27 protein-coding genes are annotated in these 24,480 nt (G+C 71.1%); 18 read left to right on the top strand and 9 right to left on the bottom strand.

Going from position 1 to position 24,480, the window contains the following annotated elements; translation table 11 throughout:
• Positions 1 to 90: 90 nt before the first annotated feature.
• Positions 91 to 1,140: a chitinase gene (locus ACIDOF_RS28665; protein WP_409009033.1), complete on the bottom strand. Its 1,050-nt coding sequence runs from the start codon at positions 1,138 to 1,140 to the stop codon at positions 91 to 93.
• 227 nt (positions 1,141 to 1,367) lie between these two features.
• Between ACIDOF_RS28665 and ACIDOF_RS28660 the strand changes: the two genes are divergently transcribed.
• From ACIDOF_RS28660 to ACIDOF_RS28610, 11 genes are all read left to right on the top strand, one after another.
• A complete protein-coding gene (locus ACIDOF_RS28660) occupies positions 1,368 to 2,309 on the top strand; it encodes a hypothetical protein (RefSeq protein ID WP_409009032.1) in 942 nt (313 codons plus the stop codon).
• Positions 2,310 to 2,445: 136 nt separating this feature from the next.
• The gene (gene cpaB / locus ACIDOF_RS28655; protein WP_409009031.1) at positions 2,446 to 3,156 is read left to right on the top strand and encodes a Flp pilus assembly protein CpaB; all 711 of its coding nucleotides are present in this window, start codon (positions 2,446 to 2,448) and stop codon (positions 3,154 to 3,156) included.
• An 8-nt stretch (positions 3,157 to 3,164) separates the two neighbouring features.
• A complete protein-coding gene (locus ACIDOF_RS28650; RefSeq protein WP_409009030.1) occupies positions 3,165 to 4,844 on the top strand; it encodes an AAA family ATPase in 1,680 nt (559 codons plus the stop codon).
• A complete protein-coding gene (locus tag ACIDOF_RS28645; protein WP_409009029.1) occupies positions 4,841 to 5,323 on the top strand; it encodes a TadE/TadG family type IV pilus assembly protein in 483 nt (160 codons plus the stop codon). Before ACIDOF_RS28650 ends, ACIDOF_RS28645 begins: the two co-directional genes overlap by 4 nt.
• A gap of 48 nt (positions 5,324 to 5,371) precedes the next feature.
• Positions 5,372 to 6,709 (top strand): CpaF family protein, encoded by a 1,338-nt coding sequence (locus ACIDOF_RS28640; protein WP_409009028.1) that lies wholly within the window; start codon positions 5,372 to 5,374, stop codon positions 6,707 to 6,709.
• A gap of 66 nt (positions 6,710 to 6,775) precedes the next feature.
• The gene (locus ACIDOF_RS28635) at positions 6,776 to 7,711 is read left to right on the top strand and encodes a type II secretion system F family protein (RefSeq protein ID WP_409009027.1); all 936 of its coding nucleotides are present in this window, start codon (positions 6,776 to 6,778) and stop codon (positions 7,709 to 7,711) included.
• A 34-nt stretch (positions 7,712 to 7,745) separates the two neighbouring features.
• Positions 7,746 to 8,636, top strand: coding sequence for a DUF5936 domain-containing protein (locus ACIDOF_RS28630; RefSeq protein ID WP_409009026.1), 891 nt, complete (start codon positions 7,746 to 7,748; stop codon positions 8,634 to 8,636).
• 260 nt (positions 8,637 to 8,896) lie between these two features.
• Complete coding sequence (locus ACIDOF_RS28625; protein ID WP_409009025.1) at positions 8,897 to 9,100, top strand: hypothetical protein; 204 nt, start codon at positions 8,897 to 8,899, stop codon at positions 9,098 to 9,100.
• Between the two features lie 62 nt (positions 9,101 to 9,162).
• Positions 9,163 to 9,699 (top strand): pilus assembly protein TadG-related protein, encoded by a 537-nt coding sequence (locus ACIDOF_RS28620; protein WP_409009024.1) that lies wholly within the window; start codon positions 9,163 to 9,165, stop codon positions 9,697 to 9,699.
• A gap of 19 nt (positions 9,700 to 9,718) precedes the next feature.
• A complete protein-coding gene (locus tag ACIDOF_RS28615) occupies positions 9,719 to 10,291 on the top strand; it encodes a hypothetical protein (protein WP_409009023.1) in 573 nt (190 codons plus the stop codon).
• 6 nt (positions 10,292 to 10,297) lie between these two features.
• The gene (locus tag ACIDOF_RS28610) at positions 10,298 to 10,909 is read left to right on the top strand and encodes an OmpA family protein (RefSeq protein ID WP_409009022.1); all 612 of its coding nucleotides are present in this window, start codon (positions 10,298 to 10,300) and stop codon (positions 10,907 to 10,909) included.
• Between the two features lie 7 nt (positions 10,910 to 10,916).
• Here ACIDOF_RS28610 and ACIDOF_RS28605 read toward each other — a convergent pair whose 3' ends face one another.
• The 3 genes from ACIDOF_RS28605 to ACIDOF_RS28595 form a co-directional block, all read right to left on the bottom strand.
• Positions 10,917 to 11,300, bottom strand: coding sequence for a hypothetical protein (locus ACIDOF_RS28605; RefSeq protein ID WP_409009021.1), 384 nt, complete (start codon positions 11,298 to 11,300; stop codon positions 10,917 to 10,919).
• 51 nt (positions 11,301 to 11,351) lie between these two features.
• Positions 11,352 to 12,107: a hypothetical protein gene (locus tag ACIDOF_RS28600; protein WP_409009020.1), complete on the bottom strand. Its 756-nt coding sequence runs from the start codon at positions 12,105 to 12,107 to the stop codon at positions 11,352 to 11,354.
• A 62-nt stretch (positions 12,108 to 12,169) separates the two neighbouring features.
• Positions 12,170 to 12,487, bottom strand: coding sequence for a type VII secretion target (locus ACIDOF_RS28595; RefSeq protein WP_409009019.1), 318 nt, complete (start codon positions 12,485 to 12,487; stop codon positions 12,170 to 12,172).
• 112 nt (positions 12,488 to 12,599) lie between these two features.
• On the opposite strand from ACIDOF_RS28595, the gene ACIDOF_RS28590 reads away from it, so the two are divergent.
• Positions 12,600 to 12,908 carry a hypothetical protein gene (locus ACIDOF_RS28590; protein WP_409009018.1) on the top strand — a complete coding sequence of 103 codons (309 nt, stop codon included), beginning with the start codon at positions 12,600 to 12,602 and terminating at the stop codon, positions 12,906 to 12,908.
• 103 nt (positions 12,909 to 13,011) lie between these two features.
• A complete protein-coding gene (locus tag ACIDOF_RS28585) occupies positions 13,012 to 13,584 on the top strand; it encodes a Uma2 family endonuclease (protein WP_409009017.1) in 573 nt (190 codons plus the stop codon).
• 24 nt (positions 13,585 to 13,608) lie between these two features.
• Here ACIDOF_RS28585 and ACIDOF_RS28580 read toward each other — a convergent pair whose 3' ends face one another.
• From ACIDOF_RS28580 to ACIDOF_RS28570, 3 genes are all read right to left on the bottom strand, one after another.
• Complete coding sequence (locus ACIDOF_RS28580) at positions 13,609 to 14,694, bottom strand: aldo/keto reductase (RefSeq protein ID WP_409009016.1); 1,086 nt, start codon at positions 14,692 to 14,694, stop codon at positions 13,609 to 13,611.
• Positions 14,695 to 14,731: 37 nt separating this feature from the next.
• Positions 14,732 to 15,289, bottom strand: coding sequence for an AAA family ATPase (locus tag ACIDOF_RS28575; RefSeq protein WP_409009015.1), 558 nt, complete (start codon positions 15,287 to 15,289; stop codon positions 14,732 to 14,734).
• Between the two features lie 247 nt (positions 15,290 to 15,536).
• Positions 15,537 to 15,890: an ArsR/SmtB family transcription factor gene (locus tag ACIDOF_RS28570; protein WP_409009014.1), complete on the bottom strand. Its 354-nt coding sequence runs from the start codon at positions 15,888 to 15,890 to the stop codon at positions 15,537 to 15,539.
• Positions 15,891 to 16,005: 115 nt separating this feature from the next.
• Between ACIDOF_RS28570 and ACIDOF_RS28565 the strand changes: the two genes are divergently transcribed.
• On the top strand, positions 16,006 to 17,958 hold the full coding sequence (locus tag ACIDOF_RS28565; RefSeq protein WP_409009013.1) for a heavy metal translocating P-type ATPase: 1,953 nt from the start codon (positions 16,006 to 16,008) through the stop codon (positions 17,956 to 17,958).
• Positions 17,959 to 18,036: 78 nt separating this feature from the next.
• On the opposite strand, the gene ACIDOF_RS28560 is transcribed toward ACIDOF_RS28565, so the two are convergent.
• Positions 18,037 to 19,188: a winged helix DNA-binding domain-containing protein gene (locus ACIDOF_RS28560; protein ID WP_409009012.1), complete on the bottom strand. Its 1,152-nt coding sequence runs from the start codon at positions 19,186 to 19,188 to the stop codon at positions 18,037 to 18,039.
• A gap of 56 nt (positions 19,189 to 19,244) precedes the next feature.
• On the opposite strand from ACIDOF_RS28560, the gene ACIDOF_RS28555 reads away from it, so the two are divergent.
• Both ACIDOF_RS28555 and ACIDOF_RS28550 read left to right on the top strand, forming a co-directional pair.
• Positions 19,245 to 19,688, top strand: coding sequence for a winged helix-turn-helix transcriptional regulator (locus ACIDOF_RS28555; RefSeq protein WP_409009011.1), 444 nt, complete (start codon positions 19,245 to 19,247; stop codon positions 19,686 to 19,688).
• A 235-nt stretch (positions 19,689 to 19,923) separates the two neighbouring features.
• Positions 19,924 to 20,670 carry a prepilin peptidase gene (locus tag ACIDOF_RS28550; protein ID WP_409009010.1) on the top strand — a complete coding sequence of 249 codons (747 nt, stop codon included), beginning with the start codon at positions 19,924 to 19,926 and terminating at the stop codon, positions 20,668 to 20,670.
• 147 nt (positions 20,671 to 20,817) lie between these two features.
• Here the strand turns inward: ACIDOF_RS28550 and mgrA are convergent, their stop codons facing one another.
• Positions 20,818 to 21,855 (bottom strand): L-glyceraldehyde 3-phosphate reductase, encoded by a 1,038-nt coding sequence (gene mgrA / locus ACIDOF_RS28545; protein WP_409009009.1) that lies wholly within the window; start codon positions 21,853 to 21,855, stop codon positions 20,818 to 20,820.
• Between the two features lie 115 nt (positions 21,856 to 21,970).
• Between mgrA and ACIDOF_RS28540 the strand changes: the two genes are divergently transcribed.
• Both ACIDOF_RS28540 and ACIDOF_RS28535 read left to right on the top strand, forming a co-directional pair.
• Positions 21,971 to 22,732 carry an isoprenyl transferase gene (locus ACIDOF_RS28540; protein ID WP_409009008.1) on the top strand — a complete coding sequence of 254 codons (762 nt, stop codon included), beginning with the start codon at positions 21,971 to 21,973 and terminating at the stop codon, positions 22,730 to 22,732.
• Between the two features lie 282 nt (positions 22,733 to 23,014).
• The gene (locus ACIDOF_RS28535) at positions 23,015 to 24,337 is read left to right on the top strand and encodes a PhoH family protein (protein WP_409009007.1); all 1,323 of its coding nucleotides are present in this window, start codon (positions 23,015 to 23,017) and stop codon (positions 24,335 to 24,337) included.
• The last annotated feature ends 143 nt before the right edge of the window (positions 24,338 to 24,480 follow it).

The following is a 24,480-nucleotide window of genomic DNA, read 5'->3' as shown; positions in this document are numbered from 1 at the left end:
CTGGACAATTCAGCCCCTCCGGCGTTTGAGGAGCGGGTCTGGGGCGGAGCCCCAGTTACGGGAAGGGGCGGGACTGGGGAAATGAACCGCCTACGGCAACGCGTGCACGTGTGGGCCGACCGTCTTCGACCAGGAGCTGCCCGCCGTCGCGTCCCAGTTGGTGGACCAGGTCATCGCACCCCGGATGTCCGGGTACGTCTTCGACGGTTTGAACGAGCCGCAACTCGTGCCCTTGGCGAGGCAGTCGAGCGCCGCGTTGACGACCGACGGCTCCACGTACCCCCCGCCCGCCGCCCGAGGCGACGCCGGCGTGCCGATGCCGACCTGGGACGGCGCGAGCCCGTTCTCCAGCTGGATGCAGGCGAGCCCGGTGAGGAAGTCCACCGTGCCCTGCGAGTACACCTTGCCGTCGCAGCCCAGCATCGAACCGCTGTTGTAGTACTGCATGTTGACGACGGTCAGGATGTCCTTGATGGCAAGGGCCGTCTTGAAGTACTCGTTCTGCGGCGACTGCATGTCGATCGTCTGCGGCGCCATCGTGATGACGAGCCCCGGCGCCTTCGCGGCGAGCGACTTCAACGCCTGCGACATGTATGTGGAGTTGAGCCCGTTCTCCAGGTCGATGTCGACCCCGTCGAAGCCGTACTCCTGCATCTGCGCGTACACCGAGTCCGCGAACGCCGCCGCCGACGCCGCGTCGTTGACCGCGACCGTGCCCTTCTCGCCGCCGACGGACAGGATCACGGACTTGCCCGCGGCCTGCTTGGCCTTGATGTCGGCCTTGAAGGCGTCGACGGTGTAACCGCCGAGCCCGGCCGAGTCGAGGGTGAACTTCACCTGGCCCGGTGTGCCGGTGGCGTCCGCGAAGGCGACGGCGATGATGTCGTACTCGTCCTGCACGTCGGCCAACTTCTGGACGGTCGCGCCGTTGTCGAAGTTCTGCCAGTAGCCGGTCACCGCGTGCTTCGGTACGGCGTCGGCGCCCACGGCGACCTGGAACCCGGCCTCTTCGGTGCCCGAGGCGCCCGGGACGCCCGCGGCGCCGGCTTGTCCGGACGTACCGGCGAACGCGAGTACGCAGGCCGCTGCGGCGGCGACAACTGCGCCTGCCGGGCGGAACTTTCGGGGTATGCGGTGCACTGCTGCCTCCTGTGGTGGGGGAGTCGGGGGGAAAGCAGGAGTGGTGCTGGGGCGGTGGCCACCGCTGGTGCTGCCCGTACAAGCTGGTCCAGACCAATGCGCTTGTCAAGGTGCGGGCCGACGGAAGTCCCCGTGCGGAGTGTTGAGCGACGCCCGCGCTGGATATGGTGCAGAGGCGGGCGATGGCCGCATCTGCCGAAATGAACGGGGTGTGGGGGTGTGGGGAAGTGCCGACCGCGATAGCCGTCACCAGTGCGGACCTCGTGCTGCCGCCGCCCGACCGCCAGACGCCGAACGCCGCCGTGCTCCAACAGGCCAGCAGAGAGCACACCCTTGAGCGCACGCTAGCCGAGCTGCAGGTCCTGCTCGACCAGCACGGCTACGTCGTCGTCCTCTGCCCCGCCTCGCTCCCGGACCGCACCCTGCACCGGCTGCACACCGCCCGCTCCCTCCTGGAGTCGGACCGGATCGCGCTGCTCCGCGTCGACCTGCCGCCGCTCGGCCTCGCCGTGCTCGCCCTGCAGTTGCGCCAGCTCGCGCTCTGCGACTTCAGCCCCGGCGTGCTCGCCTCCGCCGCCCGCCTCCTGTCGCACTACATCTACGCGGGCGCCGTCCTCGGCTCCGTCGCCAAGCTCGACCGGGTCCCCGTCAGCCTCACCTCGCACGCCAAGTCCTGGGTGCCCGGCTCCCAGTTCGCCGTACTGGCCACGCCCACCCCGCAGTTGGTCAAGCTCGGCTCGAACGCCGCTCAGGAACAGCCGCTGCTCGAAGGCCCCGGGTTCGGCACCCAGCTGCTCATCGCCCGCGGCCGCCTGAACGACGACTGGGTCACCGCACGCCTCGCCCCCGCCTGGCGCGTGCAGGGCGTGGCCGAGGCGCCGCTGCCCGCTGAGTCGGAGCGCTGGTGGGCCACCGGCAAGCTCGTCGAGTTCGCCGCCGCCATCCCCGACATCACGATGCTCTACCAGCTGGTGTCGTCCGTGAAGCGCGAGGACTGCCACTGGTGCGGCCTCGACCTCATCGGCGACCGCTGCGGCTTCTGCGCCGCCCCGCTCCTGCCCCGCGAGCAGCGCGCCCGTACGCAACCGGCCGGGCGGGAACTCGCCGACGGCGGCGCGAAGGTGCTGGCCCCGGGGCCCGCGCAGTCCAGAAGGGCCATAGGGCCGTGACCCCAGCCGCCGCCGACCCCGCCGTCGATCCTGCCGCCGACCCCGGCGTCGATCCTGCCGCCGATCCCGGCGCGTCCCTTGAGCCGTCCCGCCCCGCCCGTGTCCGCCCCCGTCCTCGACCGAGGTTGTCCGCCCCATGAACTCTCGCCAGCGCCGCGGCGTCATACTCCTGCTCCTGTCGGTCCTGTGCGCCCTCGGAGCCTTCGCCGGGGTGTTCACGGTGATCCGCGACGTGAACTCCAAGGTGGGCCCCGAGGTCTCCGCGTACCGGCTGAAGAGCGACATAGCGCCCTACAAGCCGCTCAGCGCCGGGCAGTTCGAGAAGATCGAGATGCCCGAGCGGTGGCTGTCCGAGAACGCCGTCACCGACCTCGACGACATCCGCGGGAAGATCGCCGTCACCCAGCTCCGCAAGGGCTCCCTGCTGCAGAGCGACATGGTCGTGGACCGGCCCGCCGTCGGCGCGGGCGAGCAGGAGATCGCCATCATGATCGACGCGGCCACCGGGGTCGCCGGGAAGATCACCCCGGGCGCCACCGTCAACATCTTCGCCACCTTCGACGGCGAACAGCAGGGCCAGAAGAACCAGTCGAAGGTCATCGTCGAGAACGCCAAGGTCGTCGACGTCGGCAAGCTCACCCCTCTGGAGCCGCGCGAGGACGACCGCACGCGCCGCTCCGAGACCGAGGCCGTGCCGATCACCTTCGCCCTGAAGACCGCCGACGCCCAACGCGTCGCCTACGCCGAGTCGTTCGCCACCCATGTCCGGCTCGCCCTGGTCGGCGGCGGCGCACAGCCCCCCGTGTCGGCCGACGACCGGAGCTACACCCTCGACGAGGACAAGTGAGGGGACCCGTGACCACCAGAATCCTCCCGGCCATCGGCGACGCGGACGCCGCCCGCTCCCTGACGTCCCTGATCGGCCAACTCCCCGACGCGGAGCCCGCGCTGCCCGTCACCGACTCGACCGCGCTGCTCGACACCCTCGCGCGGCTCGCCGCCGAGTCGCTCGACGAGCTGCCGGAGGTCGTCCTGGTCCACGAGCGCATCGGCCCCGTGCCCGCCCTCGACCTGATCCGGGAAATCGCCCTCCGCTTCCCGGCCGTGGGCGTCGTCCTCATCACGTCCGACGCCAGCGCCGGACTGTTCTCCGCCGCCATGGACTCCGGCGCCCGCGGCCTGGTCGGTCTGCCCCTCGGGTACGAGGAGCTGGCGGCCCGCGTGCAGAGCGCCGCCTCCTGGTCCCAGGGCGTACGCCGCCACCTCACCGCCGGGCACGAGGCGAGCGGCGGCCCCGGCGGCACCGTCGTCACGGTCACCGGCGCCAAGGGCGGCGTCGGCGCCACCCTCACCGCCGTCCAACTCGCCCTCGCCGCCCGCGCGTCCGGCCGCACCGTCGCCCTGCTCGACCTGGACCTGCAGTCCGGGGACGTCGCCTCGTACCTGGACGTGCAGTTCCGGCGGTCGGTCGTCGACCTCGCCGGGATCGGGGACATCGGGCCGCGGGTCCTCCAGGACGCCGTGTTCAGCCACCCCACCGGCCTCGGCCTGCTCCTCGCCCCCGCCGAGGGCGAACGCGGCGAGGAGGTCACCGACCGGGTCGCCCGCCAGGTCATCAGCGCCCTGCGGAACCGGTACGAGGTGGTCGTCGTCGACTGCGGCACCCAGATGAACGGCGCCAACGCCGCCGCCGTCGAGATGGCCGACCGCGCCCTGCTCCTGGTCACCCCGGACGTCGTCGCCGTACGCGCGGCCAAGCGGATGGTGCGGATGTGGGACCGGCTGCAGATCCGCAAGGCCGAGGAGACCCTCACCGTCGTCAACCGGAACTCCCGGCTCACCGAGATACAGGCGCCGCTCGTCGAGCGCATCACCGGCACCCGGGTCGCGAAGACCGTCGTCCCGTCCCAGTACAAGGAGTTGCAGGCCGCCGTCGACGCCGGCCGGATGCAGGACCTCGACAGCCGCGGCACCGTCAAGCAGGCGCTGTGGAGCCTCGCCGCCGAACTCGGCCTGCTCGCGGGCCCGTCGGAGCCCGCCGGGCCCGTCGGCCGCAAGGCCCTCACCCGCTTCCAGGGCGACCGGGGCGCGGTGGGGCCGATCGGCGCAGACCGGGGCGCGAGAGGCCCGCTCAACGCCCTGCGCCGCCGTGCGGCCGACGACAAGGGCGCCGCCACCCTGGAGTTCGCCGGGCTCGCCCCGCTGATCCTCGCCGTCGTCGCGATCCTCTGGCAGTGCGTCCTCTTCGGCTACACCTGGTCCCTCGCCGGGAACGCCGCCGACGAGGGCGCCCGCGCGGGAGCGGTCGCCGCCGTACGCGGGGACGACCCGGCGACCGCCTGCGCCCAGGCCGCCCGCGCCCACCTGCCGAGCGCGTGGGAGGGGAGCTTCAGCCCCTCGTGCGGCTCGGCGGGCGGGGTCTACCAGGCCCATGTCGAGGTCGACGTACCGCTGTTCCTGCCCGGCTTCGACGCCGGCTGGCACGTCAGCGGGGACGCGGGCGCGGCGCAGGAGGGCGGGGAGGCCGCGGAATGAGCCCGTCCCCCTCCGCCGTACGGCACCGCGGAACGAGCGCACCCGCCTCCGCCGTACGAGACCGCCTCCGCGACGACCGCGGCGCGGGCCGTTTCCGTGTGCGCTGCGACGACCGTGGCGCGGACTGTTTCCGTGCGCGCTGCGACGACCGCGGCTCGGTCCTCCTGGAGTTCACCGGGTTCCTGCCGACGCTGCTGCTCGTCGGCCTCGCCGTGGTCCAACTCGGCCTGGTCGGCTACTCGTTCCAGCAGGCCGGCTCCGGCGCCCGCGCCGCCGCGCGCGCCGAGGCCCTGGAGCCGGGCGCCGGACAGAGCGCCGCGGACGCCGCGATGAGCGCCTGGTACGAGCCGCAGGTCGCCGTCGGCGGGGCCGAGTTGGTGCGCGCCGAGGTGACCGTGGACATCCCGACCCTGATCCCCTTCGTCGACCTGGGCTGGACGGCGACCCGTACCGTCACCATGCCCGCCGACGAGGACTGAGCGCGCCGTGGGGACGCCGACCGCACACCGAGAGGGAGTGAGCACGCGATGAGCCTGAGGTCGCGGATGGCCCCGCCCGAGGAGGTCGGGCCGGGCCACGAGGACGACCACATCGTCGCCGCGTACCGGTCGAAGCTCCTGGAGGAGATCGACCTCGCCGAGATGTCGAGCCTCGCCGCCGCCGAGCGCCGCGCCCGCCTGGAGCGGGTGCTCGGCCACATCATCAGCCGCGAGGGCCCGGTCCTGTCGACCGCGCAGCGCGCCCGGCTCATCCGCCGTGTCGTCGACGAGGCGCTCGGGCTCGGCGTGCTCGAACCCCTCCTGGAGGACGCCTCCATCACCGAGATCATGGTCAACGGGCCGGACGCGATCTTCGTCGAGCGCTCGGGCCGGGTCGAGCAACTGCCGCTCCGCTTTGCCTCGCAGGAGCAGCTGATGCAGACCATCGAGCGGATCGTGTCCACCGTGAACCGCCGCGTCGACGAGTCCACGCCGATGGTCGACGCCCGGCTGCCCTCCGGCGAACGCGTCAACGTGATCATCCCGCCGCTCAGCCTGACCGGCCCGACCCTGACGATCCGCCGCTTCCCGCGCGCGTACAAGCTCAGCGAGCTGATCGACCTCGGCACCCTCGACCAGCAGATGCTGATGCTGCTCAGCAGCTTCGTACGGGCCCGCTTCAACGTGATCGTCGCGGGCGGCACCGGCACCGGCAAGACCACGCTGCTCAACGCCCTCTCGGCGCTCATCCCCGAGCACGAGCGGATCATCACCATCGAGGACTCGGCGGAGCTCAGGCTCCAGCAGGCGCACGTCATCAGCCTGGAGTCGCGCCCGCCGAACGTCGAGGGCAAGGGCCAGATCACCATCCGCGACCTGGTCCGCAACAGCCTGCGCATGCGGCCCGACCGGATCATCGTCGGCGAGGTCCGCGGCGGCGAGACCCTCGACATGCTGCAGGCCATGTCCACAGGACACGACGGCTCCCTCGCCACCGTGCACTCCAACTCCGCCGAGGACGCCCTGATGCGGCTGCAGACCCTCGGCTCGATGTCCAACGTGGACGTGCCGTTCGAGGCGCTGCGGGACCAGATCAACTCGGCCGTGGACGTGGTCGCCCAGCTGACCCGGTTCGCCGACGGCTCCCGCAAGATCACCGAGATCTCGCTGCTCGTCTCGCACGGCCGCGAGCCCTTCCGCACGGTCCCGGTCGCCCGGTTCGTCCCCGCCCCGATCGGCGCCGACCGGGTCGTCCGCGGCACGTTCGAGCACCTCCCGCTGCCCCGCCGCGTCGCCGACCGCCTCTACCTGGCGGCCGAGCCGATCCCGCCGTCGTACGGGGTGATCGACGGGGTCGACGTACTGAACGCGAGGGAGACCTCATGAACGTCCCGATACGGAACGCGGGGGAGACCTCATGAACGTCCCGATACGGAACGCGGGGGAGACCTCATGAACCCGACGGTGTCGCTCGCCCTCGGCGCGACGCTCCTGTGCGGGGTGCTCGCCGTCGCGGGCCTGCACGCGTACGCCTCCGGGCGGGCCCAACGGCAGGCGCTCGTCGACCGGTTGACGGACGACGGCCCGGTGCCGCTCGGCCGGCAGCGGCGGTTCACCTCCGTCGACCGGCGGCTTCGCGGCACCCGCGTCGGCCACCGCATCCAGCGCAAGCTGTCCGCGACCGGACTGGACGTCACACCCGGCGAGTTCTTCGTCTACCTGCTCGCCGGGGCGGCCGCCCTGTGGCTGCTCGCGGGCACGCTCCTCGCCCCGTTCTTCGGCCCGATCGCGGCGGTGACCGCGGTGGCCGGGGCGAACGCCTTCCTCAACTGGCAGCACCAGAAGCGCATCGAGGCCTTCATCAACCAACTCCCCGACCTGGCCCGGCTGCTCGCCAACGGCACCTCGGCGGGCCTCGCCCTGCGGACCTCGCTCGCGATGGCCGCGGAGGAACTGGAAGCCCCGGCGGGCGAGGAGCTGACCGTCGTCTCCAACCAGCTCTCCGTCGGCCGCTCGATCGACGACGCGCTGGGCGAGCTGGCGGAACGCCTCCCGTCCCGCGAACTCAGCGTCCTTGTCACCACCTTGATCCTCTCCAACAAGGCGGGCGGCACCATCGTCGACAGCCTGCGCAACCTCACGCAGACCCTGGAGGAACGCAAGGAGACCCGGCGCGAGGTCCGCACCATGCTGTCCGAGGTCAACGCCACCGCGTTCACCATCCCGTGCCTCGGCATCGGCGCCATGCTGATGCTGAACGCTATGAACGACGGCGCCCTCGCGAAGGTCACCGGCTCCCCGCTCGGGCAGATCCTGATCCTGCTCTCCCTCGGCCTGTACGCGGCCGGGTTCGTCGTCATCCGCCGCCTCGGCAAGATCGAAGTGTGAGGGCCCGAGCTGTGACTGTGAGGTCTGAGCTGTGATGTGGGCACTGCTGCCGGCCGCGTTGTCGGGGCTGGCCGTCCTGGGCGCCTTCCTCGGCGTACGCATGTACCGCTCCGAGACGAAACTCCCCGACGACCTGGCCCTCGCCCTGGAGGTCGGCTCCTCCCGCGTCTCCGCCGCCGACTCGGCCGTGGACCGCCTCGGCATGCGCTTCGCCCCGGCCGTGCTCCGCCTCATGGGCCCGAAGCGGGTCGACGCCAAGCGCCGCAAGATCGACCAGGCGGGCAACCCGGGCGGCCTGACCGTCGACCGGTACGCGGCCCGCCGCGCCGTCTACGGCATCTTCGGCGCGCTCTGCGCCCTGTCCCTGTTCGGCGGCGGCGTACCCCTCCTCGGCTTCTGCGCCCTCGCGTTCGGCCTGTTCGCCGCGGACGCGCTGATCTGGCAGGCGGTACGGGAGCGCAAGGACGAGATCGAACGCATACTTCCGGACTTTCTCGACGTACTGGCCGTCGTCGTCTCCGCAGGACTCGGCTTCCGCCAGGCCCTGGAACGGGTCGCGGAGCGGTACGAGGGGCCGTGGGCGGACGAACTCGCCATCACCCTGCGGCAGATGGACATGGGCGTCTCCCGCCGCCAGGCCTTCGAGGAACTGCGCAGACGCAACACCAGCGAACAGGTCGGCCAGTTCGTCACCGCCCTCCAGCAGGGCGAGGAGCTGGGCGCCCCGATCGCCGAGACGCTCATCCAGATCGCGGCCGACATGCGCCGCACCGACGCCCAGAACGCCCGCCGCCGCGCCGCCAAGACGGTCCCCAAAACCACGCTCGTCACGCTGATCTTCATGGTCCCGGCGACGCTGATCCTGATCGTCTGCGGAATGTTCCTCGGCTCGGACACGGACTTCTTCACGATGCTCGGAGGCTGAGGATGTTGCCGTACGGCAGGTGCTGGGCCAGTCTCGAATTGGCATCAACTCGACGGCCCCGCTTCGCGGTTGCAACGGGCTGTGCGAGAGTCTCTGCGAGGCGTATCCGGTCCACGCACGGGGGAGGAGACCGCACATGAACCAGGCGGCACACCGCCGTGACCGGAGTTGGCTCCGGGCCCCCTCTGGAAATCACCGGATTTCGGCGTACGTTTCTCCTGTACGGGCGGAGTGGGCCCGAAGGGCCGGAGGGGAAAGCCATGTCGAGGATCCGCACCTGGAAGAACGCGGTCATCACGCGCATGCGCGGAGAGAAGTCCGACGCGGGGGCGGGGTTCGTCGAGTACGCGGGGTTGTTGATCCTGATCGCGGCGATCGTTACTGCGGTTATGGGGTTGGGGTTGGACGAGACGATCTCGTCGGCGATCGGCGACGCCGTGAACGAGATCACCGGCGGCGGCTGAGCCGTCGTTCCCTGCGCGACGACCGGGGCTCGACGATTCCGCTGTACATCTGGCTGGTCGGCGTGCTCCTTTTCGTGGCGTTCATCTTCTTCGTCTTCGCCAAAGGGGCCGTGGCGCGCAACGGCGCCCAGTCCGCTGCCGACGCAGCGGCTCTCGCAGCGGCGCAAGAGGTGCGTGACGAACTCACGGACGGTTTCCTGGACGGTCTCGAATCCGGCGACTGGGAAGAGTGGCTGGAGGGCGAGGAGTTCCTCGGCGACGGCCGCGCGGCCGCTGTCGACCTGGCGTCCGCCAATGATGCGACCCTTACCGACCTCGGCACCGGCACTCTGGACGGAAAGCCCTCCTTCGAGGCCGGAGTCGAGACCAATTACGCGGTCGGCGACTCCCTGATCCCCGGCACGGAGAACATCCGCGCCAAGGCCAGGGCGACCGCTGTGATCGAACCCCGCTGCACCGTCGACGTGGACATCGACCCGTCGAAAAAGGTGAAGTTCATGTGCGACGGCAGCGGCGACTGGGAGATTGACCCGAAGGACCCGGGGGATGTCGAACTCCCCGAGGCCAAGGACCTGTTCGCCGTCCATCTGGCCGACTGACGTCTACGAAGGAGTCTCGATGAAGGCCCGTAGGGCTCTGACCGCAGCGGCGCTCGCGACCGGCCTGGTGCTCACGCTGGCAGGGTGCGGTGGTGAGGACGGCAGCGGAAAGAAGAGGGCAAGCTCCGAGTCGACATCGGCCGCGAAGAACGACGACGGTGACAAGAAGCCGTCGCACGAGCCGACCGAGGAGAAGGTCCTCGCCGAGGTGTCCAACAGCGATGCCCGGCTCGTCATCACCTCGGCCGTCCGCGATCAGGGCGGATTCCTCACGGTGTCCGGAACGGTGACGAACGCCGGCGGAAAGTTCTGGAACCCCTCGCAGTGGCGGGGCGACGAGAAGGAACTCAACGCCAACGGCGCCTCCATGGCCGGCGCCGCCCTCGTGGACAAGGCGGGCAAGAAGCGTTACCTGATCCTGCGCGACACAGACGGACGCTGCCTCTGCACGCAGTTCACCGGCGGCCTCAAGCCGAACGAGGAGAAGTCCTTCTTCGCCCAATTCCCCGCCCCACCCGAATCCACCACCGACATCACGTTCCAGATCGCGGACATGCCCCCCGCCGACATCCAGATCACCGAGGGCGAGTGAGCGCCCATGCCCTCCACCTCGCGCACCCTCGCCGTCATCACCCTGCTCGCCGCGGCGACGACGCTCCCCGTGCCCGCGTACGCGGACGACGAACCGAGCGTGCCGCCCGGGTCCGTGAGCAGTGAGCCGCCGCCGGAGGTGGACCCGGACGCGCCGGGTCTGAAGCTCGCCGACGGGGCGACGCTCGCGCCTGCCAAGGTGCTCGACATCAAGTCCGTCGTCGAGGACATGGGCGGCACCGAGCGCCGTGAGGACACCAACTCGGACGTGAAGTTCGCGCTGCAGGCGGAGGTGCTGTTCCCGAAGGACAGTGCGAAGCTCAACCCCGAGGCGGATGCGCGGATCAGGGCGATCGCCGAGGAGATCAAGGCGCAGGACTCGACGAAGGTCCGCGTGTTCGGCTTCACGGACGACCTGGGTTCGTACGCGCACGGCAAGAAGCTGTCCAAGGAGCGTGCCGACGCCGTGCACGACCAGCTCAGCAAGGACCTCGGCCCGGAGATCACCTTCGAGGTGCGCGGGTACAGCGAGGACTACCCGATCGCGGACAACTCCTCGGAGGAGGGCCGCAAGAAGAACCGCCGGGTCGAGGTGTCCTTCCCGCGCGGCACGGAGTGAGCGGCGCTCAGCGGTGGTGCTTCAGGCCCCGCCGCAGCGCCGCCTCCGACCGTTCGCGGTCGATCTCCGCGCGCTGCTCGGCGAGGTAGTCGCGGGCCGCCTCCATCTGCCGCTCGCGTTCCTCGCACGGAATCGCCTCGTACGCGCGGCGTCCCTCGGCGAGCTTCTCGCCGAGTGCGTCCGCGTACGCGCCGACGCGCATCGCCTCCCGCAGCCCGATCCGCCCGGACAGCACCTCGCGGGCCATCTCCTGCAGTGCGGGCCCGGCCTTGTCGCTGTCGGCGAGCCGCTGCAGCGTCTTGCGCAGCGCGCGGGCGCGGGCCTCGTCGCCGCCGGTCATCGTGGTGAGGTCGGCGTCGCCGATCTGCCGGTCCCGGTGTTCGTCCGTCATCGGGTCATCTCCAACTCTTCGGTACGTACGTACGTGCGTACGTACGCGAGTTCAGGCGATCGCCTTGTTCGGGTGGTCGTACGCGGCGCCGGGCACGGGGAAGTTCTTGAACGTGTCGCCCAGGTCGTTGGCGAGGTTCTCGACGGCGCTCGCGGTGAGCTGGGCGAGCTGCTGGGCCTGCGTGATGGCCTCGGTGGCGGTGCCCCACTGGCGCAGGATGTTGGCGATCTCCAGGGCGGCGAGCCCGTACCCGACGGCCGCGCCGACGCCCGTCCAGGACAGGGCCGTACCGGCGGCGATCTCCAGGCCGACGATCAGCAGCCCGTCGATGATCCCGGACAGGATGCCCTTGACGCCCTCGGCGCTCAGATACGCGGAGTGCGCCATGTGCGCGTAGGACTCCTGCAGTTTGTCGAGCGTCTCCTGCTGCTCGGTGAGCTTCTTCGCGAGCTCGTCGAAGTAGACGTACGCGGCGTCGGCGGCGTTGCCGTTCCAGGTGTTGTCGAGCGCGCTGTTGCCGGACTTCACGTTGGCGGCGACGGCTTCGCAGGCCTTGCCGACGTTCGTCCAGACCTCGCCGCACCTGAGGAAGGTCTCCCAGTCGCCGCTGTACCAGTCGATGACTTCTTCGAGCGGATTGAAACCGAAGACGAGATTGATGGCCTCGGTGACGTACCAGGTGGGGCTCATCAGATCGCCGAGATCATTGAAGATGTCGACGAGAACGCCCTGCGAGAACTCTTCCGGGGTCTCGTTCGGGGCTTTCAGAAGGCTCGAAGGATCCGAGACGTCGCTGAATCCGGACATGCGAGTCGAACTCCTGGGGAATTACGGGGAGATGGGGCCGGTGGTGTGCTCGTCGCCGCGAACTACCGTTTGCTTTCCGGGTACTTGGCGTCGAGGTCGGCCGCATTTCCGCGGTCGGTGTCCCGGTAGTACGCGGAGACCGCGGTGAGCTCGGTGCGGCAGGCGCGGAGGATCGACTCGGTCCGGGTGAGCGCCTCGCCCAGCTGCTGGACCAGGCTGTTGTGCGAGTTGGCGAGGTTGCTGATCAGGCCGTTGTCGTACCAGCCGACCTCGGTGTGGGCGTCGACGTACTTCTTCGCGGCCTGCAGGTCGTCCGCGGCGCGGCCGATCTGGGCCGAGTAGCTGCCGATGTCCCCCGGCTCGACCTTGAAATCCGTCACGTCGCCCTCGCTCGCTTTTCTCGCACGGGAAAGCCGCCGCGTAATGTGATCTTGAATGCGGTTCCCTTGTCCGGCGTTCGGTGATCAATTCACATCACGTAGCCTGCCGAACATGCTGATGAACGATATGGGCGACAACTCGCGGGCACAAGTTTGGGATCGCATTTGGAATCGAATGGCGATGCTTGCGGGCGGCATCGGCGGATTGCTGGCGTTTGCCGGAATTGCCGCGCTGGTGGCGCCGGGCGTCCCGGCCGGGGCCCGTCTCGCGGGCCTGGCACCGGTCGCCGTCGGCGGCCTCGCGATCCTCTTCGCCGTACGGGCGCACCGCGCGCGCAGCCGGAAGCTGATGGCGTGCGCGTTCGCCTGTGTCCTCGGCGGCGGCGCGCTCACCGCGATCCTGCAGAGCGCCACGGCCTGACCGCCCGCCTGTACGCGGAGCCTGTACCACCGCCCGGAGCAGCGGCCGAGATGATCCGCGGAGGGCCCTGTGAGCCGCTTACAGTGGATCGGAGGAGGAGACCATGACCGCAGAATTGCCCGACTGGATGTATCCCCCCCGTCCGAGTGGATGGGAGGCAGACGACCTCGACCACCTCTCCCAGGCGCCCCGGCACACCGAACTTATCGATGGAGCGCTGATCTTCATGATGTCCCCACAGCGGTACTGGCACTCCCGCTTCGTGGAGAACCTGACCTTCGCCCTTCGTCAAGCCGCTCCCGACGGGTTCGACGCGGTGCGGGAGATGACCGTCCGCCTGGACAAGAAGAGCAGGCCGGAGCCCGACATCCTGGTCGCCACCGTGATCTCTGAACCGGACCGGACGAGCTACCGCCCCGAGGAGGTCGCGCTCGTGGTGGAGGTCGTCTCCGAGGAGTCGGTCGACCGCGACCGCAACATCAAGCCGTTCAAGTACGCCCAGGCGGGCATCGCACACTTCTGGCGCGTGGAGGACGAGAAGGGCGAGCCGGTCGTGCACGTCTACGAGCTCGACCGCCTCACCCGTGCCTATGTGGCGACCGGCATCCACCGAGGGCGCCTCAAGGCGACGGTGCCGTTCTCGATGGACATCGACCTGGAGAGCCTGACGCCCTGACCGCAGCGGCCCTCCTGTCCGGACCTAGCGGATCTCGGTCCGGGTGCGCCGGTACGTGGACCGCCGGTCGTCGATCGCCGCGCCCGCCTCCCCGTACACGTTGTCCACGATCTGCTGCTCGCGCAGGAAGTCGTGCGGGAAACCGAGCGGGACCGCGCTCGCCTCGTCGAGGCGGCGGAGCGCGGCGTCGTCGAGGGTGACGTCGGCCGAGCCCAGATTGTCCGCGAGCTGCTCCGGCTTCGTGGCGCTGATCAGCGGGATCACCGTGCCGGGCCGGCTGCGCAGCCAGGCGAGGGCGACCTGGGCGGGGCTGGCCCCGGACTGCTCGGCCACGTCGAGGACGGCGGTGACGGTGGCCGCCTCGCGCGCGTCCTGCTCGGCCGACCCGGAACCGCCCTCGACGGCACCGCTGCCGCCCGCCGCGCTCAGCCGGCCGCTCTCGCCGCGCCGGTACTTTCCGGTCAGCTTGCCCGCGGCGAGCGGGGCCCAGGCGAGCACGGCCTGGTCGAACGCCCGCGCCTGCGGCAGGAGTTCACGTTCCGGGGTGCGTTCGAGCAGGTTGTAGCGCAGCTGCGAACCGGCGAACGAGGTCCAGCCCTTCAGCTCCGCCAGAGTGTTGGCGGTGGCGATCTCCCAGGCGGGCCAGTCGGAGACGCCGAGGTAGAGCACCTTCCCGGCGCGCACGACGTCGTCGAGGGCGCGCATCACCTCGTCGACGGGGGTGAAGTTGTCCCGCGCGTGCACCCACAGGACGTCCAGGTGGTCGGTGCGCAGCCGGCCGAGACTGTCCTCGACGGCCCGCACGAGGCTCTTGCGGTGGTTCCCGGCCGAGTTGACGTCACCGGGGTGGGTGGCGCAGGTGTACTTGCTGGCCAGTACGTACGAGTCGCGGCGCCCTTCGAGGAGTTCGCCGAGGATCGACTCGGAGCGGCCGGCGGTGTAGATGTTCGCGGTGTCGATGAAGTTGCCGCCCGCGTCGGTGTACGTGCGGAGGATCTTCGCGCTGGTCGAGGCGTCGGCCCCGAAGCCGGGGTCCCCGCCGAACGTCATGGCGCCCAGGCTCAGTTCGCTGACCCGCAGCCCGGTCCTGCCGAACAGTGTGTAACGCACCGTGTCCCTCTCGTCGCTCCTGCACGGGCTACGGACGCTAGACGCTGAAGCCCACTCGAAGGCAACCCCGCACGAACGCACCCCGCGCCTCCACGCCGAGACGCGGCAACGGCACGAGCTCGTACCCGTACTCCGGATAGACCTCCGCCATCACGTCGTACGTCCGCACGGCTTCGTCGTACGACTGCTTCCGCTCGGCGTCCTGCTGATAGATCTCGGGCCAGGGCGGGGCGATGAACACCCGCTGGTGATACCGCAGCCGACGGGCCGCGGCGTCCACGCGGGCGGGGACGGGCAGCCCTTCGAGCCGCAGATAGCCGACGAGGTCGGGGAGCCCGCGGTCGCACACGACGGGAGCGCGGCCGGCCTGCGCACGGGCCTCGCGGTACGAGCGCAGCTCCCTGCGGAACATCAGCTCGGCGAAACGGGCCCGGTCGGCCCAGGGCAACGCGTCGCCGCCGAGGGCGAGTTGCTCCTGGATCACGGCCCGCCCGGCTTCCACGCTGCGCGCGAACCCGAGTTGTTCCAGGTGGTCGACAAGAGTGCTCTTTCCCGTGCCGGGGCCGCCGGTGACGACGACGGGTCGGGTGGCCATACGTGTCCCTCCGGGTGGGGTGCGGTGTCCATCCGCCTGCAGCGCCGCCGGGGTTGCTCGCGCAGTTCCCCGCGCCCCTAACGGGGCGCACCTGGCTGTGGGCAGGCGTTCCGCAGGGCGGAACGGGTGGGCACAGCCCACCCGCGGCGGGAAAGCCGAACGACGACCTGGGAAGCCCCTCCGGCGCTTGAGGAGCGGGGGGCCGGGGGCGGAGCCCCCTGGGGGTGCCGGGGTGGCGGGTCCGGAACTACGTCGCGTCCCGCAGCCCGAGTCTCAAGTGCTCCACATGGAACAGCGCCTGTTCCAGCAGTTCCGCCACATGGTGGTCGTACAGCGCGTACACGATCGACCGCCCGCGCCGCTCCCCGGTCACGAGCCCCAGGTTCCGCAGCAGCCGCAGCTGATGGGAGCACGCGGACTGTTCGAGTCCCGCCGCCTCCGCCAGCTCGCCCACCGCGCACGGCCCTTCCTGCAGCCGCGCCAGGATGCGCAGCCGGGACGGGGTGGCCAGGGCCTGCAGTGTCGCGGCGACATCGGCCGCGCCGACGGTGTCCAGACGTGCGCGCGTGCCGGCGCGCTCCTTGTCGACTCCGTGGCCCATACGCACATCGTAGCGACCGAACCCGACCAACCATCGGAACGAATGAAGACCTGTTCATGCATGCGGGTATGGTGAGAGAGTCCTGCCCGCCGCCAAGCTGAGGGGCCACTTCGCCATGCCCTCGTCCGTACGGGAAACGACCGCCGAAGACCCGGCGCCCCCCGCCGCCCCACCGCGCGCCCCCGCCCCCGCCTCCGTACGCCGCACCAAGCTTCTCGCCCTGCCCGAGGTCCGCTGGGCCGGCGCCGCCACCCTCGCGTTCCTGCTGGCCCTGCCGCTGCATCTGGCGGGGCTGAGCGCGTGGTGGTGGGCGCCGCTGTACGCCGTGGCCTATGCGGCCGGCGGCTGGGAGCCGGCGCTCGAAGGGCTTCGCGCGCTGCGCGAACGCACCCTCGACGTGGACCTCCTGATGATCGTCGCGGCGCTCGGCGCGGCCGCGATCGGGCAGGTCATGGACGGCGCCCTGCTCATCGTCATCTTCGCCACGTCCGGCGCCCTGGAGGCCCTGGCGACCGCCCGCACCGAGGACTCCGTACGCGGTCTCCTCGACCTCGCCCCCGAGACCGCCACCCGCGTCACCGGCGACGGCCGCAGCACCGAGGAAGTGCCCGCCGCCGAGCTGCGCGTGGGCGACGAGATCCTGGTCCGGCCCGGTGAGCGGATCGGCGCCGACGGCGAGGTCGTCGACGGTGCGGGCGAGGTCGACCAGGCCACCATCACCGGCGAGTCCCTGCCCGTGCCGAAGGCCCTGGGCGACGAGGTGTTCGCGGGCACGGTCAACGGCCCGGCCGGCGCCCTGCGCGTGCGGGTGCAGCGGGACCCGTCGGACACGGTGCTCGCCCGGATCGTCACGCTCGTCGAGGAGGCGTCCCGGACGAAGGCGCCGACGCAGCTGTTCATCGAGAAGGTCGAGCAGCGGTACGCGGTGGCCGTCGTGGTCGCCACGCTCGCCGTGTTCGGCATCCCGCTGGCCTTCGGCGCGGACCTCACGAGCGCCCTGCTGCGCGCGATGACGTTCATGATCGTGGCGTCGCCGTGCGCGGTGGTCCTCGCGACGATGCCGCCGCTGCTCTCCGCGATCGCCAACGCGGGCCGGCACGGCGTCCTCGTGAAGTCCGCCGTGGCGATGGAACGCCTCGGCCAGATCGACACGGTCGCGTACGACAAGACCGGCACGCTCACCGAGGGCACCCCCCGGGTCGTGTCCGTGACGCCCGAAGACGGTTACGACGAGCGGGAGTTGCTCACCCTCGCCGCCGTCGTCGAGCACCGCAGCGAGCATCCCATCGCCCGTTCCGTGACCGAGGCGGCCCGCGAGCGCGACCTGCGGCTCCCGGAGGCGTACGACTTCACGTCCACGCCCGGCCGCGGCGTCGCCGCCACCGTCGACGGCCGCAAGGTCGAGGTCGGCGCCCCCGCCCGCCTGCTGCCGGACGCGCCCGCCCCGAAGGCCGACGGCACGACCACCGTCCTGGTCCTGGTCGACGGCGCCCCCGCCGGCCGCCTCGCCCTCGCCGACCGGCCCCGCCCGGACGCCGCCGCGGCGGTCGCCGACCTGGCCCGCCTCACCGGCACGCCCCCGGTCCTGCTCACCGGCGACGGCCCGGGCGCGGCGGCGAACGTGGCGTCGGCGGTCGGCATCGAGGACGTACGGGCGGGTCTCCTGCCGCACGAAAAAGCGGCAGCCGTAAAGGAGTTGGCGGGCCCGGACGGCGCCTGCCGGAAGGTCCTCGTCATCGGCGACGGGGTCAACGACGCCCCGGCCCTCGCCGCCGCCCACACCGGCGTCGCCATGGGCCGGGCGGGCTCCGACCTGGCCCTGGAGACCGCGGACGCGGTCGTCGTACGCGACGAACTCGCCGCCGTCCCGAGGGCGGTGCGCCTCTCCCGCCGCGCCCGCCGCCTGGTCACCCAGAACCTGGTGATCGCCGGCACCTGCATCGCGATCCTCACGGTCTGGGACCTGGTCGGCCACCTCCCCCTGCCGCTCGGCGTGGCCGGGCACGAGGGCTCGACGATCCTGGTGGCGCTCAACGGCCTCCGCCTGCTGCGGGAGAAGGCCTGGTAGTCCCGAGCGCGGGTGGGGCCGCAGCGTCCGAGTGCGGGGTGGGCCCGGCAGGCGCCCGGCGTGCGACTCCGCCGGGGCTCAGGCGTGCGGCCCCACCCCCACCGCCCCCACCGTCAGCTCCGCCGTCCCCTCCAGGGCCTCGCCGACCCGCCGTACCCGATGCTCCAACTCCCGTGCCCGGCTTGCCGTCAGGGGGCGCAGGGGCTCGACCGTGACCGTGATGCGGCGGCCCGATCGGCGGTGGTGCCAGACTCCGGCGACCTCGTCGTCCACAAGGAGCAGCGGGTAGTTGCCCGCCTGGCCGCCCGACAGGGCGCGTGCGCGGGCAGGCCCGGGGAAGAGCCGTTCGCGGGGGTGGGCGGCGATGCCGAAGGCGTCGAAGTACGGCAGCAGCCACACCCCGCGCACCGGCGCCTCCGCGAACTCCGCGTCCCCGGCCGCCACCCACGCCGCCTCGCCCTCGAAGTCGACCCGCTCAAGGCGTCCTTCGAGCGAGGCGAACAACGACTTCGCCCAACCCGGCGGCACGGCGAGCCACTTCGCGAAGGACGCCGGCGTCGCGGGCCCGTACGCGTGCAGATAGCGCCGCACCAGCTCCGCGAGCGCGGCCTCGCCCGGCTCGGGCACCACCCCGCGCGGCCGGGTGTACGTCACCTTGCGGCCGCGGTTCGGGCCGAAGCAGAGCGCGCCGCGGTGCGCCGCCAGGTACGTCACGGTGCGCCAGCGCGGCCACGCCCCCTGGAACGCGGGCACCTTCGCCTCCCCGGCCCACGGCCCGGTGCGCTGGACGATCGCCTCGGTCAGCTCGTCGGCCGTCAGGCACGCCCCGTCCAGCGCGTCCGCGATCGCCGCGACCACCTCGTCGGCCTGCCCGGCGGAGAGCCGTACGCCCTCCGGGTGCGGGCTGCGCGCCACCGGCAGCGCGCTCAACGCGCCGGTCCAGAAGGGGAGTTCGGCGGTCGGCAGCAGATGCACGGTGCCGCGCGGCCCGTACGTCTTCGTGAGCGTCCCGGTCTCCCGGAGTGCGGCCCGTACGTCCGTGCGCGTCGCCTCCGTGTGCCGCAGGCACAGCGACAGTTCGGCGGCCGAGAGGACCTGCGCGTGCGCCCCGAGCATCGCCCCCGCCGTACGGGCCAGGCCCTCGGGCGCACCCCCGGCGGCCGGAGCGGTGAGGAACTGCCGGGCGAGACGGCGGGAATGGGCGGCGGACCATGCGACGCTGACAGTCATGGCCCCGATTATCGGCACCGGGCCGGGCAACTGGGGGCCGACACGGAGGAGTTGGGATGGCGAGAGCGCAGGGCCGCTATGTGTGCGGCCTCGACGCGGCGGTGGACGTGGTGGGCGGCAAGTGGAAGCCGATGATCCTGTGGGCCCTGCACGATCACGGCACGCTGCGCTTCGGGGCGCTGCGGCGCGAGGTGGCCGGCGTCACCGAGAAGGTGCTGAACCAGCAGCTCAAGGAGATGGAGGCGGACGGCATCGTGCACCGCGAGGTGTACCCCGAAGTTCCGCCGCGCGTCGAGTACTCGCTGACGGGGCTCGGCGAGACGCTCAACGCCGCCCTGATGCCGCTCGGCGACTGGGGTGAGACGTTCATGGACCAGATCGTCGCCAACAAGACCCGGGCCGCCGAATCCGCCCTGAAGAAGGGGGTCACGGGGCCCGCCCCACGCGTTAGTTCAAAACGGAACAACAAGGAGAACCCCGCCCAAGAAGACGCCGCCTAGCGCCGACATAAGCCAACAACTCGGACAACTCGCCCTCTTCGATTCCGCATTGTTATCTGAACGGGTCGATCAGCATGTAGGCATCACGTAAGTTCAGACCAAGGCTAATTCGCGTCGGCAAAGCCACGCGGTGCGGCACCGCGCGGTGGAGGGGGCTGCGCGGTGCCGCAAGCCTCTCCCCTTCTCGGTCGGCCGCTCTCTACCCCCGCCGCCGCACCCCCTCTAGAGTCACCCCGTGCCCGCGCTGCTCGCCGTCCTCGCCGCCGTCTACGGCGCACTCGCCGGAGTGCTCCTGCCGCGCGCCGCCCACCGCCTCGCCGTCACTGCCGGACAGCCCTGGCGCTCCGACTGCCCCCAAGGCCACCCCCTCACCGGCCCCGCGAACGGCTGGCTCGGCACCGCCCGCTGCCTCAACTGCCCGCCCCCCGCGCCCCGTTGGTACGGCCCCAGCACCCCGCTGCTCGCCACGCTCACCGCGCTCCTGTGCGCCGCGCTCACCACCGCGGCCGGACCCCGCCCCGAACTCGCCGTCTGGCTCGCCCTCGTACCGTTCGGCGTGCTCCTCGCCGTCGTCGACCACGCCGTGCACCGGCTGCCCGACGTCCTCACCCTGCCGCTCGCCGCCGCCGCCCTCGTCCTGCTCGGCGCCGCCGCCGCACTCGACGGCGCGGCCGGCTCCTGGACCGGCGCCCTCCTCGGCGGCCTCGCCCTCGGCGGCACGTACCTGCTGCTGTTCCTCGCCCACCCCACCGGCATGGGCTTCGGCGACGTCAAGCTGGCGGTCGTCCTCGGCGTAACCCTTGGGTGGTACGGCTGGGGCGTGCTCGTCCTCGGCTTCGTCGCGGGCCTCGGCTACGGCGGCGGATACGCCCTCTCCCTTGTGCTGCGGGGCCGCGCGGGCCGCAGAACGGCCATGCCGCTCGGGCCCTGCATGCTCGCCGGAGCCGTCACCGGACTCCTCTGCGGCGCCCTCGCCGCCTGAGCCGCGAAGACCCCGCCGCGCCGCTGCACGCCGCGCCCCTCACGAAGGGTTATGGTGGAAACCCCCCCTCGGGCCGGTCCATCTCCCCCCCCATGGACCGGCCCGTTTTTCATGCCCGCACGCAGGCGCCGTACGGGCTCCGCGCCGCTACTGCCGCCCGGCCCAGATGTTCGTCCCCGGCGTCGAGACCGCGAACTCGTCGATCTCGGCCAGCTCCTCGTCGGTGAGCTTCGCACCGCTCAGCGCCGCCACGTTCTCCTCCAGCTGCCGCACGCTGGACGCGCCGATCAGCGCCGACGTCATCCGCTCGTCCCGCAGCACCCAGGTCAGCGCCAGCTGCGCCAGCGACTGGCCGCGCCGGACCGCGATGTCGTTCAGGCCGTTCAGCCGGCGCAGCACCTCGTCGCTCAGCAGGTTCGGGTCGAGCGACTTGCCCTGCGTCGCCCGCGAACCCTCCGGAATGCCCTTCAGGTACTTCCCGGTCAGCAGCCCCTGCGCGAGCGGCACGAACGAGATGCAGCCCATGCCCGCCTCCTCCAGGACATCGAGCAGCCCGTCGTCCTCGGTCCAGCGGTTGATCATCGAGTACGAGGGCTGGTGGATGAGCGGCCGTACGCCCATCTCCTTCAGGATGCGCACCGCCTCCGCCGTCTGCTCACTCGTGTACGACGAGACGCCCACGTACAGCGCCTTGCCCTGCTGCACCGCCGACGCCAGGGCGCCCATGGTCTCTTCCAGCGGGGTGTTCGGGTCGAAGCGGTGCGAGTAGAAGATGTCGACGTAGTCCACGCCCATCCGCTTCAGGGACGCGTCCAGGGACGACATCAGGTACTTGCGGGAGCCCCACTCGCCGTACGGGCCGGGGTGCATCAGGTAGCCGGCCTTCGTGGACAGGACCAGCTCGTCCCGGTACGGCGCGAAGTCCTGCTTCAGGAGCTTGCCGAAGTTCAGCTCGGCCGAGCCGGGCGGCGGGCCGTAGTTGTTGGCCAGGTCGAAGTGCGTGACGCCCAGGTCGAAGGCGCGGCGCAGGATCGCGCGCTGGTTGTCGAGGCTCTTGTCGTCGCCGAAGTTGTGCCACAGGCCGAGCGAGATCGCCGGGAGCTTCAGGCCGGAGCGGCCGGTGCGCCGGTACTCCATGGTGTCGTAACGGTCGCCGGCGGCGCGGTACACACGGTTGTCGTTCATGGCCACGAAGCTACCCCCAGGCCGGAAGCACCCTGGGACGGAGACCGCCCCGACCGGCGGTAAGGTGGCGCCTTCGGGGGCCGCATCTGCCATCTGCACGGAGGGGCTGAAGAGAGTGAACCTGCGCGACCTGGTGTACGGGCTTTACGCACGCCGGGTGGAAGGCCGCCTCGACCACTCCGCCGTGCCCAAGCACATCGGCGTCATCATGGACGGCAACCGGCGCTGGGCGAAGGCGTCGGGCAGCACGACCGTGCACGGCCACCAGGCCGGGGCCGAGAAGATCTCCGAGTTCCTCGGCTGGTGCTCCGAGACCGATGTCGAGGTCGTCACTCTCTGGCTGCTCTCCACCGACAACTTCGACCGCCCGCAGGCCGAACTCGGCCCGCTCCTCGGCATCATCGAGAACGTCGTCCGCACCCTCGCCGCCGACGGCCGCTGGCGCGTGCACCACGTCGGCACCCCCGACATCCTGCCCCCGCACCTGCGCGAGGCGATCAAGGAGGCCGAGGAGTCCACGGCGCACGTCGACGGCATAACGGTCAACGTCGCGGTCGGCTACGGCGGCCGGCAGGAGATCGCCGACGCGGTCCGCTCGATGCTGCTCGACCACGCGGAGAAGGGCACCTCGATGGAGGCCCTCGCCGAGATCGTCGACACCGACCTGATCGGCCGCCACCTCTACACCAGCGACCAGCCCGACCCGGACCTCGTCATCCGTACCAGCGGCGAGCAGCGCCTGTCCGGCTTCATGCTCTGGCAGACCGCCCACTCCGAGTACTACTTCTGCGAAGTGTTCTGGCCCGCCTTCCGCAAGGTCGACTTCCTGCGCGCGCTGCGCGACTACGCGGCTCGCCACCGCCGGTACGGCTCCTGACGGTCCGTCGGGACCGCAGGTCACCTGACGTTCACCGACGCGACTGCATGGCTCGGCTCGTTCGAGGGCATACCCAAGTCAAGTGACCCCCCGGCCAGGGGAGTCGCACCTCAGCGGGTGGCTCGGGGCCGCCCGCCCGGGAGGCCCTTTGCACCAGAAGGACCGTACGCCGTACGGACTCGTGGAGGGCCGGCGCTCGGCCCGTGCAATCGGCCAGGGCCCGGTCCAGTCCGTCCGCGACGCCGTCGCTCCCCTACCTCTTCCGAGGGGGTACGTCCTTCCGTGGTGACCAGCACAAAGCGCCGCACTCCCGACAGGCGCACCTACGTTCTCGACACCAGCGTGCTGCTGGCTGACCCGAACGCCATGAACCGCTTCGACGAACACGAAGTAGTGCTTCCGATCGTGGTGGTCACGGAACTAGAGGCCAAGCGGCACCATCCCGAACTCGGTTACTTCGCCCGGCAGGCCCTGCGCATGCTGGACGACTGCCGGATCAGGTACGGGCGGCTCGACGCCCCCATCCCGATCGGCGACCTGGGCGGGACGCTGCGGGTCGAGCTCAACCACTCGGATCCCGGAGTGCTTCCGGCCGGCTATCGAATGGGGGACAACGACTCCCGCATCCTCGCGGTCGCCCGCAACCTGCAGGCGGAGGGGTACGACGTGACGGTCGTCTCCAAGGACCTGCCGCTGCGGATCAAGGCGTCCTCCGTCGGACTCCTCGCCGAGGAGTACCGCGCGGAGCTCGCCATCACGGACTCCGGCTGGACCGGAATGTCCGAACTCGCCCTGTCCGGCGAGCAGGTGGACCTCCTCTTCGAGCAGGACACCCTGTACGTGCCGGAGGCGGCGGAGCTGCCCGTGCACACCGGGCTCACGCTGCAGTCGGAGCGCGGCAAGGCCCTCGGCCGGGTCACGCCCGAGGGCAACGTCCGCCTCGTGCGCGGCGATCGTGAGGCGTTCGGCATCAAGGGCCGCAGCGCCGAACAGCGGATCGCGCTCGACATGCTGCTCGACCCGGACATCGGCATCGTCTCGATGGGCGGCCGGGCCGGCACCGGCAAGTCGGCGCTCGCGCTCTGCGCGGGGCTCGACGCGGTGCTGGAACGCAGGCAGCACCAGAAGGTGATGGTCTTCCGGCCGCTGTACGCGGTGGGCGGGCAGGAGCTCGGCTATCTGCCCGGCACTGAGGCCGAGAAGATGGGCCCGTGGGCGCAGGCGGTGTTCGACACGCTGTCGGCGGTCACGAGCCGCGAGGTCATCGAGGAGGTCACGGCGCGCGGCATGCTGGAGGTGCTGCCGCTCACCCACATTCGCGGCCGCTCGCTCCACGATGCGTTCGTCATCGTGGACGAGGCGCAATCCCTGGAACGGAACGTCCTGTTGACCGTTCTGTCCCGTATCGGGGCGAATTCCCGGGTCGTCCTCACTCATGACGTCGCCCAGCGCGACAACCTCAGGGTGGGGCGGTACGACGGAGTCGTGGCCGTGGTCGAGAAGTTGAAGGGCCATCCGCTCTTCGCGCACGTGACCCTGAACCGCTCCGAGCGTTCGCAGATCGCGGCGCTGGTGACCGAAATGCTGGAGGACGGTCACATCTAAGGGAGTACGGCGGGGCATGTGTGCGATGCCCGAATTGCTGTACCTCCGCATATCTACGCGGTAGTTGGCGCCGCCCGGCGAGCCGAAGAGCTTAGCCGGGCGGCGTCGCGACGTACGCGCATTTCCTCAAAACTCCTGGGGCA

Source organism: Streptomyces sp. Da 82-17, assembly GCF_046098215.1.
Lineage (GTDB): Bacteria > Actinomycetota > Actinomycetes > Streptomycetales > Streptomycetaceae > Streptomyces.
This window is presented reverse-complemented; position numbering and strand designations above follow the sequence as displayed.

Bases quoted from the DNA above. Each gene is read 5' to 3' on its own strand.
- cpaB (WP_409009031.1), top strand. From the start codon at position 2,446: ATGAACTCTCGCCAGCGCCGCGGCGTCATACTCCTGCTCCTGTCGGTC.
- ACIDOF_RS28645 (WP_409009029.1), top strand. From the start codon at position 4,841: ATGAGCCCGTCCCCCTCCGCCGTACGGCACCGCGGAACGAGCGCACCC.
- ACIDOF_RS28640 (WP_409009028.1), top strand. From the start codon at position 5,372: ATGAGCCTGAGGTCGCGGATGGCCCCGCCCGAGGAGGTCGGGCCGGGC.
- ACIDOF_RS28635 (WP_409009027.1), top strand. From the start codon at position 6,776: ATGAACCCGACGGTGTCGCTCGCCCTCGGCGCGACGCTCCTGTGCGGG.
- ACIDOF_RS28630 (WP_409009026.1), top strand. From the start codon at position 7,746: ATGTGGGCACTGCTGCCGGCCGCGTTGTCGGGGCTGGCCGTCCTGGGC.
- ACIDOF_RS28625 (WP_409009025.1), top strand. From the start codon at position 8,897: ATGTCGAGGATCCGCACCTGGAAGAACGCGGTCATCACGCGCATGCGC.
- ACIDOF_RS28615 (WP_409009023.1), top strand. From the start codon at position 9,719: ATGAAGGCCCGTAGGGCTCTGACCGCAGCGGCGCTCGCGACCGGCCTG.
- ACIDOF_RS28610 (WP_409009022.1), top strand. From the start codon at position 10,298: ATGCCCTCCACCTCGCGCACCCTCGCCGTCATCACCCTGCTCGCCGCG.
- ACIDOF_RS28605 (WP_409009021.1), bottom strand. From the start codon at position 11,300: ATGACGGACGAACACCGGGACCGGCAGATCGGCGACGCCGACCTCACC.
- ACIDOF_RS28600 (WP_409009020.1), bottom strand. From the start codon at position 12,107: ATGTCCGGATTCAGCGACGTCTCGGATCCTTCGAGCCTTCTGAAAGCC.
- ACIDOF_RS28590 (WP_409009018.1), top strand. From the start codon at position 12,600: ATGCTGATGAACGATATGGGCGACAACTCGCGGGCACAAGTTTGGGAT.
- ACIDOF_RS28585 (WP_409009017.1), top strand. From the start codon at position 13,012: ATGACCGCAGAATTGCCCGACTGGATGTATCCCCCCCGTCCGAGTGGA.
- ACIDOF_RS28575 (WP_409009015.1), bottom strand. From the start codon at position 15,289: ATGGCCACCCGACCCGTCGTCGTCACCGGCGGCCCCGGCACGGGAAAG.
- ACIDOF_RS28570 (WP_409009014.1), bottom strand. From the start codon at position 15,890: ATGGGCCACGGAGTCGACAAGGAGCGCGCCGGCACGCGCGCACGTCTG.
- ACIDOF_RS28565 (WP_409009013.1), top strand. From the start codon at position 16,006: ATGCCCTCGTCCGTACGGGAAACGACCGCCGAAGACCCGGCGCCCCCC.
- ACIDOF_RS28560 (WP_409009012.1), bottom strand. From the start codon at position 19,188: ATGACTGTCAGCGTCGCATGGTCCGCCGCCCATTCCCGCCGTCTCGCC.
- ACIDOF_RS28555 (WP_409009011.1), top strand. From the start codon at position 19,245: ATGGCGAGAGCGCAGGGCCGCTATGTGTGCGGCCTCGACGCGGCGGTG.
- mgrA (WP_409009009.1), bottom strand. From the start codon at position 21,855: ATGAACGACAACCGTGTGTACCGCGCCGCCGGCGACCGTTACGACACC.